The organism is Glutamicibacter sp. TV12E, assembly GCF_052441935.1.
Taxonomy (GTDB): domain Bacteria; phylum Actinomycetota; class Actinomycetes; order Actinomycetales; family Micrococcaceae; genus Glutamicibacter.
In genome coordinates, this window is sequence record NZ_JBQVVF010000001.1 from 3,202,713 (window position 1) to 3,217,838 (window position 15,126).

The 15,126-nt window shown below is 61.7% G+C and carries 11 protein-coding genes; 8 read left to right on the forward strand and 3 right to left on the reverse strand.

The genetic code is table 11. From position 1 onward, the window contains the following. Positions 1–24: 24 nt before the first annotated feature. Positions 25–1,899 (reverse strand): hypothetical protein, encoded by a 1,875-nt coding sequence (locus ACT7DV_RS15275; protein ID WP_444663820.1) that lies wholly within the window; start codon positions 1,897–1,899, stop codon positions 25–27. A 266-nt stretch (positions 1,900–2,165) separates the two neighbouring features. Here ACT7DV_RS15275 and leuS point away from each other — a divergent pair, with 266 nt between their 5' ends. The 6 genes from leuS to ACT7DV_RS15305 all read left to right on the forward strand — a co-directional run bounded on the left by leuS (position 2,166) and on the right by ACT7DV_RS15305 (position 10,632). Beyond that, positions 2,166–4,655: a leucine--tRNA ligase gene (gene leuS, locus ACT7DV_RS15280; RefSeq protein ID WP_444663822.1), complete on the forward strand. Its 2,490-nt coding sequence runs from the start codon at positions 2,166–2,168 to the stop codon at positions 4,653–4,655. Positions 4,656–4,664: 9 nt separating this feature from the next. Then, positions 4,665–5,603, forward strand: a complete 939-nt coding sequence (locus ACT7DV_RS15285) for a DegV family protein (RefSeq protein ID WP_444663824.1) — start codon at positions 4,665–4,667, stop codon at positions 5,601–5,603. A 15-nt stretch (positions 5,604–5,618) separates the two neighbouring features. Continuing rightward, positions 5,619–6,275: a helix-hairpin-helix domain-containing protein gene (locus tag ACT7DV_RS15290; RefSeq protein ID WP_444663826.1), complete on the forward strand. Its 657-nt coding sequence runs from the start codon at positions 5,619–5,621 to the stop codon at positions 6,273–6,275. Beyond that, a complete protein-coding gene (locus ACT7DV_RS15295; RefSeq protein ID WP_444663828.1) occupies positions 6,272–8,539 on the forward strand; it encodes a ComEC/Rec2 family competence protein in 2,268 nt (755 codons plus the stop codon). Before ACT7DV_RS15290 ends, ACT7DV_RS15295 begins: the two co-directional genes overlap by 4 nt. A 34-nt stretch (positions 8,540–8,573) precedes the next feature. Next, positions 8,574–9,566 (forward strand): DNA polymerase III subunit delta, encoded by a 993-nt coding sequence (holA, locus tag ACT7DV_RS15300; protein WP_444663830.1) that lies wholly within the window; start codon positions 8,574–8,576, stop codon positions 9,564–9,566. Between the two features lie 142 nt (positions 9,567–9,708). Continuing rightward, positions 9,709–10,632: a hypothetical protein gene (locus ACT7DV_RS15305; protein ID WP_444663831.1), complete on the forward strand. Its 924-nt coding sequence runs from the start codon at positions 9,709–9,711 to the stop codon at positions 10,630–10,632. Positions 10,633–10,941: 309 nt separating this feature from the next. Here the strand turns inward: ACT7DV_RS15305 and rpsT are convergent, their stop codons facing one another. Then, entirely contained in the window at positions 10,942–11,202 is a 261-nt protein-coding gene (gene rpsT, locus ACT7DV_RS15310; RefSeq protein WP_334123499.1) for a 30S ribosomal protein S20, read from the reverse strand. A 170-nt stretch (positions 11,203–11,372) separates the two neighbouring features. Further along, the gene (locus tag ACT7DV_RS15315) at positions 11,373–11,933 is read right to left on the reverse strand and encodes a type II toxin-antitoxin system PemK/MazF family toxin (protein WP_444663833.1); all 561 of its coding nucleotides are present in this window, start codon (positions 11,931–11,933) and stop codon (positions 11,373–11,375) included. A 112-nt stretch (positions 11,934–12,045) separates the two neighbouring features. On the opposite strand from ACT7DV_RS15315, the gene lepA reads away from it, so the two are divergent. Both lepA and hemW read left to right on the forward strand, forming a co-directional pair. After that, positions 12,046–13,893, forward strand: a complete 1,848-nt coding sequence (lepA, locus tag ACT7DV_RS15320; protein WP_444663835.1) for a translation elongation factor 4 — start codon at positions 12,046–12,048, stop codon at positions 13,891–13,893. Next, the gene (hemW, locus tag ACT7DV_RS15325) at positions 13,894–15,123 is read left to right on the forward strand and encodes a radical SAM family heme chaperone HemW (protein WP_444663837.1); all 1,230 of its coding nucleotides are present in this window, start codon (positions 13,894–13,896) and stop codon (positions 15,121–15,123) included. Positions 15,124–15,126 lie beyond the last annotated feature (3 nt).

The following is a 15,126-nucleotide window of genomic DNA, read 5'->3' on the forward strand; positions in this document are numbered from 1 at the left end:
CGTCCAGCCAATTAGCGCATGCAGCTACGGGGACTCATCAGGATCCGGACCGGCGTTGCTGTCCGTGGCCGGGGGCGTGGGGCCGGCAGGTTCTGCGGGCTGGGTTCTGGCAGGGCAGTCCCCAGCCTGGAGCGCACCCCAGTAGGTGTTGCGCCGGGGTTTTTGTTCCGGATCGAGGTGTTCGGGCAGGATCACATGCGGCAGGCCATCGACGTCGACAACCTTGAGCTGGTCCGCATGCCGCTGATGATGACCGGTCGTGCACAGCCCGGCTCCAGACCAGACACTGGTTTCACCGCCCTCGGACCACGGCACGTCATAGTGGTCGACCTCGGTGTTCTCGGGCGGGGTAGTGCAGTCGGGCACAATGCATCCCCGATCCCGGGCCATGATGGCCGTTCTGATCCCTCCTTTGTGGAAACGCTGTGATCGTCCCATGTCCAGGGGCTGGCTGTTTGATCCCAGCACCAGCGGGATGATTCCCGCGTGGGCCAACAGCCGTCGAAGTTCGCCGGGCGGAATATCAACTCCATGGGCGCTGACTCCATGTGCCTCGGCCAGATTCTGCAAGTCGCTGAGCCACATGTACACCAGCACCTTCGGGACAATGTTCCTCTGCTTGCCCGGGGTAGCGCTGGCAGCAAGAATCGCCATAAGCGCGTTGAGTCGGAGCCCTGCGGCGTCCGGTGCCTCGTGATCGGCGGGCTCTGTCTGGGCTTGCGTGTCATTGGGGGTTCCAGCAACGTCTTCGGCGGCGGTTTCGCGCTCGGCAGGTGATTCGTTGTCTCCAGCCATTTCGCTGCGGGCCCAATCAGGCATCGGCTGCTCGCTGATCAGCCAGTCTGGTGTTGGCGCCGCGGGATGGTTTTGCTCCTGGCCGGCGGCAGTGTCATTTTCCTGCGGAGGCTCATCCGGATCGGAAGACGCCGACTTGGAATTTGCCGGCTTGCGTGCCGCCTTGCCCGCCTTGGTGCGCGGATTGCCCGACTGCGCGGCAATGGAATGGAGCACCTCGGCTTGTGAAGCATCGGTGCGCAGGTGGAAAGAGTGCACGCCGCCAAGCACCTTGCCGATGAAGAAACCGAGCTTGGGCGGGATGATCATTCCGTGGGTTTCCCTGTACTGATTGATCTGGGCGCCGATCTGCTTGCGGGCTGCATTGGGGCCAAGCTCAGCCAGGGCTTGCGCGGCGCTCTCCTCGAGCAACAGGCCATCGGCTCCGCGGGCACGCAATTGATCAGGCACCCCGTCAAAGGTCGTATCCCCGGGTTCTAGCTTCTCCAGCTGCCGCGAAATCTGCGCGATCCTGCGCCGATCGACGCTGCCCTGCGCAAAGAGCGCGGCTAGGTGTTCAAAGCGAGGTGCGCATTCTTCACCGCTGGCAGTCCGCCGGCCGATGAGCAAATGGGCATCGTCGATGCGGCGCTCCGCCTCAAAGTAGCTGATGCCCAGCCAGGCGGCAATGAGTTCCGCCGCGTTGTTGTAGCAGGTCCGGCCGCTGGCCAGCTGAGGGGGTTGCGCAAAGCAGGCGTCCAGTTCCGCCTGGGGCCGCCCGGGCAGCTTTCGCAGCGTGTCCAGCGTGGACAGGCTCAATGCGTTGGCAGCGGTCAGTTCGGCATCAAAGGCCAGCGCGATTTTTTGGAAATGCGCCAGCTGCTCGACCTTTTCGATGAGCTGGAGGTTCAGCAGCACCAGGCGCGGGTCCTTGCTTTGGTGGATGAGCCGCCCGATCGCCGTCAGGATCGACAGGCACATGGTGCCCAGCTCGAGGAGCATGGCGGAGGTGAGCTGGGATCCCAGTTTCCAGGGACCCTGGCACAGTTCGCGCATGGCGGCCAAGAGGGCGGTGGTCTTCATGTGCACGAGCATCCCGTGCTGGGCCACGCGCTGATCGAACACTGGGGCGGATTGTGGAGAACTTTCCGGCACGCGGCTTAGGCGCAAGCGAAGCCGGGATTGCCGCTGTGTCGAATCTGGCTCTTCACCGATGCGCGCCACTAGGCGATGTGCGATAGAATCGCGATATGCATCCGAAGCGCAACCTAGTTTAAGCACGGCCGATGGCCGTACCCCCGAGTGGAAATTTGGGGGCTTTTGTTGTGTCTGGAACCAAAAACAAGTTTTCCAATCCGAAATATTTCCGCAAAGCGTGTGAGAAGAGCAGCGTGACATCATCGACGAATGAACCCAGGACCTACGACTTCAAGGACATCGAGTCCAAGTGGCTGCCGGTATGGGACGAGCTAGAAGTATTCAAGCCCGCCGATGATGGCAGCCGTGAACGCCGCTATGTCCTGGACATGTTCCCCTACCCTTCGGGCGACCTGCACATGGGCCACGCCGAGGCCTTTGCCATGGGCGATGTAGTGGCCCGCTACTGGCGCTTGCGCGGCTTTGATGTGATGCACCCGATCGGCTGGGACTCCTTCGGCCTGCCGGCAGAGAACGCCGCGATCAAGCGCAACAGCCACCCGGCCGAGTGGACCTACAAGAACATCGACACCCAGGCCGCCAGCTTCAAGCGCTACGCCATTTCCGCCGACTGGGATCGCCGCCTGCACACCTCGGATCCCGAGTACTACCGCTGGACCCAGTGGCTGTTCACCAAGTTCTACGAAAAGGGACTGGCCTACCGCAAGGACCACCCGGTGAACTGGTGCCCGAAGGACCAGACCGTGCTGGCCAACGAGCAGGTCGTCAACGGCGCCTGCGAGCGTTGCGGCACCGCGGTGACCAAGAAGTCCCTGAACCAGTGGTACTTCAAGATCACCGACTACGCCGACCGCCTGCTTCAGGACATGGAGCAGCTCAAGGGCCACTGGCCCGAGCGCGTGCTGCTGATGCAGAAGAACTGGATCGGCCGCTCCGAAGGCGCCGAGGTGACCTTCGAGATCGAGGCCGCCGGGGACAAGCCCGCGCTGAAGATCCCGGTCTTCACCACCCGCCCGGACACCCTGTACGGTGCCACCTTCATGGTGGTGGCCGCCGACGCCGACCTGGCCGGCGAGCTGGTCACCGATGAACACCGCGGCGCTCTGGAGGAGTACCAGGAGCAGGTCAAGGCGCTGAGCGAGATCGAGCGCCAGTCTACCGAGCGCGAGAAGACCGGCGTGTTCACCGGCCGCTACGGCATCAACCCGCTCTCGGGGGAGAAGCTGCCTATCTGGGCCGCCGACTACGTGCTGGCCGACTACGGCACCGGGGCGATCATGGCCGTGCCCGCGCACGACCAGCGCGACCTGGACTTCGCCCGCGCCTTCGACCTGCCGGTGCGCGTGGTCGTTCAGACCGGCGCCGAGGACCCGAATGAAACCGGCACCGCCACCGCCGGGGAGGGCAAGCTGGTCAACTCGGGCGAGCTGACCGGCCTGGAGAAGACCGCGGCGATCGCCAAGGCAATCGAGATCGTGGAAGCTGCCGGCACCGGCAAGCACACCATCAACTTCCGCCTGCGCGACTGGCTGCTGTCCCGCCAGCGCTTCTGGGGCACCCCGATCCCGATCATCCACTGCGCTGATTGCGGCGAGGTCCCGGTTCCCGATGACCAGCTGCCGGTCCGCCTGCCAGACAATCTGCGCGGCGAGCAGCTGTCCCCGAAGGGCACCAGCCCGCTGGCCGCTGCCGAGGAATGGGTCAATGTGGCCTGCCCGAAGTGCGGCGGCGCCGCCAAGCGCGACACCGACACCATGGACACCTTCGTGGACTCCTCCTGGTACTTCCTGCGCTTCGTCTCCCCGGATTACACCGAGGGGCCTTTCGATCCGAAGGCCGTGCGCGACTGGATGCCGGTAGGCCAGTACGTCGGCGGCGTCGAGCACGCCATCTTGCACCTGCTGTACTCGCGCTTCTTCACCAAGGTCATCCATGACCTGGGCCTGATCGATGCGACCGAGCCATTCTCCGCGCTGCTGAACCAGGGACAGGTGCTCAACGGCGGCAAGGCGATGAGCAAGTCGCTGGGCAACGGCGTGGATCTGGGCGAGCAGCTGGACAAGTTCGGCGTGGACGCCGTGCGCCTGACCATGGTCTTCGCCTCCCCGCCGGAGGACGACGTGGACTGGGCCGATGTCTCCCCATCGGGGTCGCAGAAGTTCTTGGCCCGCGCCTGGCGCATCGCCCAGGACGTGGCCAGCGTGGCGGGCGTGGACTACGCGGCAGGGGACAAGGCGCTGCGCCAGGTCACCCACCGCACCGTGCACGAATCCGCGCAGCTGCTGGATTCGGGCAAGTTCAACGTGGTCATCGCCAAGGCCATGGAGCTGGTCAACGCCACCCGCAAGACCATCGACTCCGGCGCCGGCGCGGCCGACCCGGCAGTGCGCGAAGCGGCCACCGTCGTCGCCCAGCTGCTGAGCATGTTCGCCCCGTACACCGCCGAGGACATGTGGGAAGCCCTGGGCTACGCGCCATCCGTGGTCACCAGCGCCTGGCCAGAAGTTGACGAATCGCTGCTGGTGGATGACACCGTTACCGCCGTGGTGCAGATCAAGGGCAAGGTCCGTGCCCGCCTGGAGGTCCCGGTGGACATCACCGAGGACGAGCTGCGCGAGCAGGCACTGGCCCATGAAGCGGTGATCCGGATGCTCGAGGGCAAGGCGCCGCTGAAGGTGATCGTGCGTGCGCCGAAACTGGTGAACGTGGTTCCGGCCCCGTAAGCTCGGCTCATGGACGAACGACAGAAAAGCTCGCGCGCGGGCTGGCTGCCCAAGTGGCTGGCCCCGCGCGGGCTTTCGCGTCCCCGCATCGGGGTTGTCACCGACTCGGCCTCCTGCCTTCCCGCAGCTTTCCGCGACCGGCCTGGCTTCGTGGAGGTCAACATCCCGATTATCGTGGATAACCACGTGCAGGGCTCGGATACCCAGGCGCTGATGATGGGGCTGGCCATGGGCAAGGCGGTGAAGACCTCGCGCCCGGCACCGGGCGAATTCGCGCGCGTCTACCGCCAGCTGCTTGATTCGGGATGCGATCACGTCATCTCCATCCACATGTCCGGGGCCCTGTCGGGCACCGCGGAGGCCGCGCGGCTGGCTGCCGCCGATTTCGCCCACCAGGTCACGGTGCTCGATTCCCGCACGGTGGCTTTGCCGCTGGGCTTTGCCGTGGCCGACGTGCTCGATGCCAGGGATGCCGGGGCACCGGTGGAAATGCTCGAGCAGATCATCCGGATGTCCGCCGCCAGCTCCGTGTACTTTGCGGTGCCTTCCCTGGAGCAACTACGCCGCGGCGGCCGGATCAGCGCGCTCTCCTCGGTGCTCGGCAGCCTCTTGAACGTGAAGCCGATCCTGACCATCGACCAGGGCGCCATCTGCGCACTGGAAAAGCCCCGCTCCTTCGCCCGCGCCCAGGCCCGGCTCGTAGCCCTTGCGCTGCGCGATGCACGGGCTGCCAAGGGCCCGGTGCGCCTGGGCGTCATGCACTTTGGCGCCGTAGAACTCGCGACCGAAATCGCCACGGAGCTGGGCCCCTTCAGCAGCCAGCCGGTGGTTATCGAATCGCTGCCCGCGGTGCTGGCCGCCCACACCGGGATGGGAGTTCTCGCGGTATCCGTGGCTCCGCTGGATCCACAGCCAGCCGCAGATTCCCCGGAGCCTGCCGGGCCCTGATCCATACTGTGGCGCATGGGCCGCCACGATTTTTTCAGCAAGTACGCGCCACGCCCCGGTCGTGTCAGGTTTGCGATCTCGCGCGTGGCGGTGCTCGCCCTGGTCATGATCGTGCTCGGCTGGATCGGAATCTCGATACTTTTGGCGCCGCCGCCGGCCAGCGAGCAATTGGCGGCGATTCCACTTGAATCCGATCCCTCGAGCAGCAGCGCCCCGGCTGGAAGTCCGTCCAGCCCGGGCCACCCGCCCGGACCGCAGGTGACCGTGCATGTTGTTGGAGCGGTCAAGAAGCCCGGCGTATATGACCTGCCAGAAGGCTCGCGCATCACCGACGCGGTGAAAAAGGCTGGCGGCCTGGCCAAGGATGCCCACCCCGAGCTGGTCAATCTGGCTGCCAAGCTCGTTGATGGCCAGCAAGTGATCCTGCCCGGCGGCGGCAGCGCTGCCACCGGGCAGAACGCCCCTGCGCCCACCGAGAAGGCGAAGATCTCGATCAGCACTGCCGACGCGCAAACACTGCAGGAGCTTCCCGGCATCGGCCCTGCCTTGGCCGAGCGGATCATCGAATTCCGGACCGAAAACGGCCCATTCACCTCGGTCGCGGAACTTGACGCGGTGTCCGGGATCGGCCCGGCCATGCTGGAAAAGCTCACCGAATTGGTGGTCCCATGAACACCGACTTTCGCGGCCTGTGGCTGCTTGCAGGGGCCTGGATCGCCGCCTACTTCACCATGCCTGGGCTGCTGCTCTGGGTGTTCATTGGCCTGCTGGCACTGCTGCTGGCCCTCTTGCTTCGGGAACGCCATGACGGCGCACAGGCCGCACCGTGGTTCACCGGTCCCATCGTCTTCCTGCTGGGGCTGCTGGCGGTGGCCTCACTGGGCTTGACCCGGACCGAATGCGTTCTCCCGGAGGACCAGGAGCATCAGCGCCGCGCCGTGCTCAGTTTTGAGCAGCCCGGGGCGCCTGACCAGGAAGGAGTGCGCAAGGGCAAGGCAACAATTGAACGCTACTGGCAGGATGATGCGTGGGTGCAATGCGAGATACCGGTGTATTTGAGCGTGCCGTACTCGCTGCCGGATCATGCCGCTTCCTTCGAGAGCGTCGTTAGCCTCGACCCGGCGGATGCCGGATCATTTAACTGGTGGGCGCGGGCGGCCAGCGAACCGAAGGTGCTCTCCGAGGCCGAACCGAATGCTGCCGACCATTTGAAGCAGCGGTTTTCGCTGGCCCTGAACCATTTGCCGGGCAACGCGCGGGCACTGCTGCCGGGCATGCTCTATGGCGATCGCGAAGGCCAGGACGAGGCATTGTCTGATGCGATGAAGACCAGCGGCCTGAGCCACCTCACCGCGGTCAGCGGATCAAATATTGCATTGCTGGCCGCAATCGCCCTGGCCCTGCTTCGGCTGTTCCAGATTCCCAAGGCACCAAGCACGTTGTTGATGATTGGCGCAGTGTGGCTTTTTACCTGGTTCGTCGGGCCGGATCCCAGCGTCCTGAGAGCAAGCTTGATGGGCAGCATTGCGGTACTCTCGCTGCTCGCCGGCCGGGGCCAGGCCTCGTTGGGGATCCTGTCTTTGAGCGCGACCATCTTGCTGCTCATTGAACCGGGACTGGGAGCCGAACCGGCTTTTGCCCTTTCTGTCCTGGCCACCCTTGGCATCATCATGCTTGCACCGGCGCTCACCGAAATTTTTGGGCAATTCCTGCCTTCGTGGCTGGCTGAACTGACTGCTATTTGCTGTGCAGCACAATTTACCTGCCTGCCGGTGGTTATTGCGTTGAATAGCAATTTCAGCCTCTATTCATTGCCCGCAAATCTGCTGGTTGCACCCTTGCTCCCGTTGATTACCGCGGTCGGGATGGCCTGTTTGCTGCTTTGCACCCCATTGCCGTCGGTGGCCCATGCCCTTCTGTGGTTCCCGGGGCTCCCAGCCGAGCTTATTGGCCGCATCGCGCAGTTTTCCGCTGGCCTGCCGGGTGCGGCCAGGCCGTGGCCTGCTGGCGCCTTTGGAATTGTCCTGGCCATCATGCTGGCTGCCGTGCTTTGCATCCTCCTGATCGCGGGGCGCGAGACAGAACATTTTCGCGTGCGACAGGTTTCACTAGGAATTCTCGGCGCGGTCCTCGTTTTTGCCGCGGCGTTGATCGTGCCGGCGACGATGTTTTATCGGGCATCGGTTGGCACCAACTGGAATATCGCCATGTGCGATGTCGGCCAAGGTGACGCCGTCGTTGTCAATGTGGGGGAGAACCAGGGATGGCTGATAGATGCAGGTCCTCCGGATGGAAACGTCGTCCAGTGCCTCCGCAGGCTGAATATCACCGCGCTGCCCATCATCTTTGTTACCCATTCCCATGCCGACCATTTAGGAGGAATCGAAGCCGTGGAGGAGTCAGGCATCAAAATTGGCCAGCGGCTGGTTTCTGCCGGTTTCGAAATCGACCGGTGGCCTGGGGCCCAAGTGGTCGAGCAGGGAGATGGCCAGGACTTCGGGATCGTGGACTATCACGTGATCGGTCCGGAGACCGTGGCGGCCAGGAGCGCGGAACCCAATGACACGTCGCTCGTGATCCGTTTTACCTTCCATACGCACAACGGGGAGATCGACTATTTTTCCGCCGGCGACATGGAGACCGAGGCGATGGCCGCGCTGCTGCGCAAGAACCCGCAGCCGCCTGCCGCGATTCTCAAAGCCTCGCATCATGGCGCCCGAAATGGCGGAACAGAGATCATCAAATCCATATCGCCCCAGGTGCTCTTGGTTTCTGCCGGCAAGGACAATTCCTACGGCCATCCGCATCCGGAAACTCTACGCGCCGCTCAAGAGGTTGGAGCCCGCGTCTTCAGGACTGACCAGTCAGGTACGGTGCTTCTCACATTTACCGAGCAAGGGGTTCTGAGTACTGCCATGGGTTCGCCAGTTCGGTAGGATCGATATATCGACCGAAGCACTAAGGAGCTCGATGGCACGCGCCCAAGCCAATCCAGGGATCTCATGGCGAGAACTCACGCCGCAACCGCTGATATTGCTCACCGGTTCAGAAGATTACCTGGCATCCCGAGCTTTCGAGCTGCTCCGTTCGCAAGCCTCCCAGCGTGAGGATATCGAGGTCACACGGCTCGACGCATCCAAATATGAGCCGGGGGAGCTTTTGCTAGCTACCAGTTCCTCGTTGTTCTCCAGTGCCAACCTGGTGGAAGTGCACGAGCTCGCCCACATGAACGAGTACTTCCTGAAAGATGCCACCAGTTATCTCAAGGACCAAGCGCCCGAAAATGTCTTGATCATGCATTACTCGGGTGGTACCCGTGGCAAGAAGCTCATTGATGCGATTAAAGCGGCTGGGGCATTGATCGTGAATTGCCAACCGGTGAAAAAAGATGCGGAGAAGATCGACTTCGTCCAGGCTGAAATGAAGGCCGCGAAGCGCCGGATCACAAACGACGCGGTGAAAGCCCTCGTCGCTGCGGTAGGCAACTCTTTGGCCGAGCTTGGCTCGAGCTGCTCGCAGCTCATTCAGGACACCACAGGCACGATTGACCAGGACATGGTTGATCGCTACTACGGCGGCCGCGTCGAGGCGACGGCTTTTAAAGTCGCTGATGCCGCAATTTCCGGCAATGCACAGGCCGCTCTGCGAACGTTGAGGCATTCTCTGGGGACCGGAACGGATCCGATTCCCATTGTCGCGACCCTGGCAATGAAAGTACGCCAGCTCGCCAAGGTTCTCGGAGTGAATGAGCCAGCTGCGACGCTGGCCTCCGAGCTGGGGATGGCCCCGTGGCAAGTTCAGCAAGCGCAGCAACAGGCTCGCGGCTGGAAACGCAGTGACCTGGCCCTGTGCATTGAAGAAATCGCGAACACGGATCGGATGGTCAAGGGCGGAAGCCGATCGCCAGGCTACGCCCTGGAGCATGCCATCCTGTTCATTTCTGAAAAAGCACCAAAAAGGTAGAACAATGCCCAGTGCGATGACCTGAAGATGCGCTGGCGTAGTGCGCCAGCAAACTTGGATCCAGCACGCAATCTTCTAGTCGTTGCATAAAAAGTCGATGCTGAAGTCCGCGGTTTCCTGCAGCGCCGTTTATACTAACAGCATGATTAATCGACGATCACTCGCAAAAATCGCCGCTGGAGCATTGTCAGCTCTTGCACTGGCCGCAACCCTGTCCGCCCCCGCCTCGGCCTACGAGCCTGCACCCGAAGGCCCGGCGGGACTGACCTGCAACGCAGACATGAAGCGCGGGGATCCAGAGTTCCCCGGCCTTCTCAGGGGAGTGCAATACGCCTACTGGCCCGGCTCGAATGAAGGTGGTCAAGGCGTGGACGCCTTCGTCAATTTGAATCCAGTCCAGCACACGAACTTGGGATTCAATCCGAAAGCGCTCGTCAGGAAAAATGGCTATGATTCCCTGTTGTATGCGACCAATCCCGACGGCACTCTCTATGTGGTAGACGGCTATGAATCAACCGTAGTCAATAACACGTGGGCTGGAATTCGAACCATGACGGACGTTGTGGTGACCGACAAGTACGACTCTGTCACCGGTGTCACCTACACCTACGCCATCACCGATCAGGGTGCGCTTTATCGATACACGCAGTCGCAAGCGACCGCCAACATGTTCGGCAGGGTCCAAGTTTCCCCTCGCGGCTGGTGGCCGTTGAAGGGATTCAGCTACTGGATGACCAAGACCCTGTCCAACGGCGACCAAGCGGATATTTTCCTGTCCAACGCCTCGGACGGCCGGTTGCTGGAATACACCATTCCTCGGGCAACGCCGACGAAATGGTCCTCAAAAGTTGTTCGCTCCTCCACGTGGCAGAACTTTGTTTCCTTCTCCGTTGGAAACTGCACTGATGCCAATGGAAATCGGACACGAACCGCTCCGCTGCTCGCCACCACAAAGGCCGGCGATGTGTGGCTTTACTACGTCAGCAAATCAACTCCCGACGCGCTGCCAGCCGTCACCAATGGCACTCGCATCGCAACTGGTTTCGCCAACTCGTACAACAGCTGACGCTATATAAGCAGAAGTTCCGGGATCTGGCCGGAGCCTGCCAACGTGTTCTGCACCGCAGGGCCCGGCATGGCTGGCTCCGGTTGTTGCGCTCAACTTGGCAGTTCGGTGGGCAGTGGCCTGGTTCATCGATCAGCGCTCAAAGCAACAGGAGATTCCGGTCCGCAGTGACACCCGGCATTGAGCATCGGATTACCTCGCCGAAAAGCCAGGGCCGATTCAACGGCCATCTCCTGTACCACTGCCGCTGGCAACACAAAACCCCCGCACCCAATGGATGCGGGGGAGATGATGAAGTCTAAGCTTGGCTTAGAGGGCGCTAACCTTCTTGGCAATTGCCGACTTGCGGTTTGCAGCGTTGTTCTTGTGCAGAACACCCTTGCTTACAGCCTTGTCGAGCTTCTTGCCAGCCAGGCGCAATGCCTCGGTTGCCTTATCCTTGTCACCGGAGGCTACTGCCTCGTTGACGTTGCGGATTACGGTCTTAACCTCGGAACGGACAGCTACGTTACGCAGACGTGCCTTTTCGTTGGTCAGGATACGCTTCTTCTGGGACTTGATGTTAGCCACTTTAATAAACTCTCTCGTTTATCGTTTTATACGGTCGGTAGAGGGTTCATCCTTCAGGCCATCGACTGAGCGGTGTGGGGCACCTATGGCGACCCGAAGGGGGCGTGTTGCCCAACCTGCGCAACACACAAGGATTAACTTTATCAGACACGGGGCCCAACAACGAGTACTTAGGCTCGTTCGTTTAGGGCGTTCACCACATTTGAGAAGCGTTCCCGGTCCAAGATGGCCCCCTCGCGGCGAATGGACTGGTCATTCAGGCGAATGATGCGATCCAGCTTCACTTCGCTGGGACGCCGTTCCCGATCCCAACTCCCGGTTCCAATATCCATGTAGTCAGGATTCTGGTGGTTTGAGGTGTTCTTGTCCTTGCTCGTAAGCATGAGGCCAAGAAGCCACCCGCTGTCTCGACCGACAATCAGCACCGGACGGTCCTTGCCCTGGGAGTGGTCCTCTTCGTACGGCACCCAGCCCCAGACGATTTCGCCCGGATCGGCGTTGCCGTCCAATGATGGCTGGTACTCGTAGTTGATCGTCCCGCGGAAATCGCCCGGGTAACCGCCCGCAGCCGATGCGCCGGCGTTGCTCGCGCGCCCAGACGAGGCACCAGGGTTGCTCCGCGAGCCAGAATTCCCGGCGCTGCTCTTTCCTGCGGTGCGAGAGCGTGTCGCATTGATCTGCTTGAACACGCGCATCACGAGTCTAAGTATCTTCTCTGGATTCACTGCCATGAACGACAAACTACCAGCTGCCGATGGCTGAAATACGTGATGACTCGGAAACCATGACAGAATGGAGGCTAATCCAACTACGTCTTTTAGTCAGCTAGTGAGGTCTGTTTAGGTGTCTCCATTGGCCCGCACCGCTCAGGTGCCTGCCGCGACCGATCCGTCGCTTATCCGTAACTTCTGCATCATCGCCCATATCGACCATGGCAAGTCGACCCTGGCCGACCGCATGCTGCAGTTGACCGGCGTTGTCTCGGCCCGCGACATGAAGGCCCAATATCTGGATCGCATGGATATTGAGCGCGAACGCGGCATCACCATTAAGTCCCAGGCGGTTCGCATGCCATGGGAGTCCGAAGATGGGACCGCCTACGCGCTGAACATGATCGACACCCCGGGTCACGTCGACTTCACCTACGAAGTGTCGCGTTCCCTGGCCGCTTGCGAAGGCGCCATCCTGCTGGTCGACGCTGCCCAGGGGATCGAGGCCCAGACCCTCGCAAACCTGTACCTCGCTATTGAGGGCGACTTGACCATCATCCCGGTGCTGAACAAGATTGACCTTCCCAACGCGCAGCCTGAAAAATACGCCGCCGAACTGGCCAACCTGATTGGCTGCGAGCCAGATGAGGTGCTCAAGGTTTCGGGCAAGACCGGCGAAGGCGTCGAGGCGCTGCTCGATGAGGTCATCAAGCAGCTTCCACCGCCTGTCGGCGATGCCAAAGCGCCAGCGCGCGCCATGATCTTCGACTCGGTGTACGACACCTACCGCGGTGTGGTGACCTATGTACGTGTCGTGGATGGCAAGCTGTCTCCTCGCGAGAAGATCCAAATGATGTCCACCGGCACCACCCACGAACTGCTGGAAATCGGCGTATCCTCGCCAAACCCGGAGCCCACCAAGGGCCTGGGCGTTGGCGAAGTGGGCTACCTGATCACCGGTGTCAAGGACGTCCGCCAGTCCAAGGTGGGCGATACCGTCACCAACTACCTGAAGCCTGCCAGCGAGTCATTGGGCGGCTACGAAGAAGCCAAGCCAATGGTGTTCTCGGGCCTGTACCCGATGGACGGCACCGATTACCCGGTACTGCGTGACGCGCTGGACAAGCTGCAGCTCAACGACGCCGCCCTGACCTACGAGCCGGAAACGTCTGTCGCCCTGGGCTTCGGCTTCCGCGTGGGCTTCTTGGGCCTATTGCACCTGGAAATCACCCGGCAGCGCCTGGAGTCCGAGTTCAACCTGGATTTGATTTCCACCGCGCCGAACGTGGTGTACGAAGTCATGGGCGAAGACAAGCAGATGATCACCGTGACCAACCCTTCGGAGTTCCCGGACGGAAAGATCCTGGAAGTGCACGAGCCGATGGTGGCCGCCACCATTCTTGCTCCGAGTGAATTCATCGGCGCGGTCATGGAATTGTGCCAGACCCGGCGCGGCACCATGCGAGGCATGGACTACCTTTCCGAGGACCGCGTGGAGATGCGCTACCACTTGCCGTTGGCTGAAATCGTGTTCGACTTCTTCGACCAGCTCAAGTCCAAGACCCGCGGCTACGCCTCGCTGGACTGGAAGGCCGATGGCGAGCAGGTTGCCGACCTGGTCAAGGTCGACATCTTGTTGCAGGGCGACCAGGTGGATGCGTTTTCCGCGATCACCCACCGCGACAAGGCCTACGCCTATGGCACCATGATGACCGGCAAGCTGCGCGAATTGATTCCTCGCCAGCAGTTCGAGGTGCCGATCCAGGCTGCAATCGGTTCGCGCATCATTGCCCGCGAGAACATCCGCGCAATCCGCAAGGACGTTCTTGCCAAGTGCTACGGCGGCGATATCAGCCGCAAGCGCAAGCTGCTGGAGAAGCAGAAGGAAGGCAAGAAGCGCATGAAGATGGTTGGCCGTGTGGAAGTTCCGCAGGAAGCCTTCATCGCAGCCCTGTCCACCGACGAGCCGAAAAAGAAGTAAATGCCATCAGTACTGCCTGACGGCGATCCGGCTCCGGCCGATGGTCTGCTCCCGGCCTCATGCGCGCATGAGGCCCAGGGGCGGACCATGTCCTTTTATGTCCATATTCCGTTCTGCACGGTGCGCTGCGGCTACTGCGATTTCAACACGTACACCGCCACCGAGCTGGGTTCGGGTTCGAGCCAGGCGACCTATGCTGCCACGGTGAACAAGGAAATCAGCTTTGCCCGCGAGGTGATGGACCGCTCGGGCCAGCCGCACCGGGAAATTGAAACCGTCTTCTTTGGCGGCGGCACTCCGACGCTATTGCCCGCCGGTGACTTGGTATCGGTGCTCGGTCAGATTCGCCGGGACTTCGGCCTGAAGCCGGGTGCGGAAATCACCACCGAGGCCAACCCCGATTCGGTGACCCGCGAGAGCTTGCAAGAACTGGCCGACGGCGGATTCACCCGTGTTTCCTTCGGGATGCAGTCTGCTGTGCCCCATGTGCTCAAGGTCCTAGAACGAACCCATGATCCCAAGCGGGTACCCCAGGCTGTGGCATGGGCTCGCGAAGCCGGCCTTGATGTCAGTGTCGATCTGATCTACGGCACTCCGGGGGAGAGCCTGGAAGATTGGCGCATGAGCATCGAAGCGGCGCTGAGCTACGAGCCGGACCATATTTCCGCCTATGCGCTGATCATCGAAGAGGGAACCAAGCTTGCTGCGCAAATCCGCCGTGGCGAGGTTCCCAATATCGACGATGACGACCATGCCGAGAAATACCAGATGGCTGATGAGATGTTCGCTGCCGCCGGTTTCTCTTGGTACGAAGTGAGCAATTGGGCCAAGACTCCAGCCAACGCTTGCCAGCACAATATTGCGTACTGGAAGGGCGGCGACTGGTGGGGTGCAGGACCTGGCGCGCATTCGCACGTCGGCGGCCTGCGCTGGTGGAATGTGAAGCATCCAGCTGCGTATCAGCAGCGCATTGACGCAGGGATCTCACCCGGACACGGCCGAGAGTACCCCGATGCCCAGGCTGTCCAGCTGGAGCGAACGATGCTGTTGACCCGCCTGAGTTCCGGCATGCAAATCAGTGAGCTCGATGCCACCGGGCGCACCAAGGTCGCGGGGCTGATTGCTGATGAACTGATTGATGCCAAGGCGGCTTTTGCTGGCACCTTGGTGTTAACGCAACGAGGCCGGCTGCTAGCCGACCTCGTGGTGCGAGAATTGCTCGATTTCTAGACC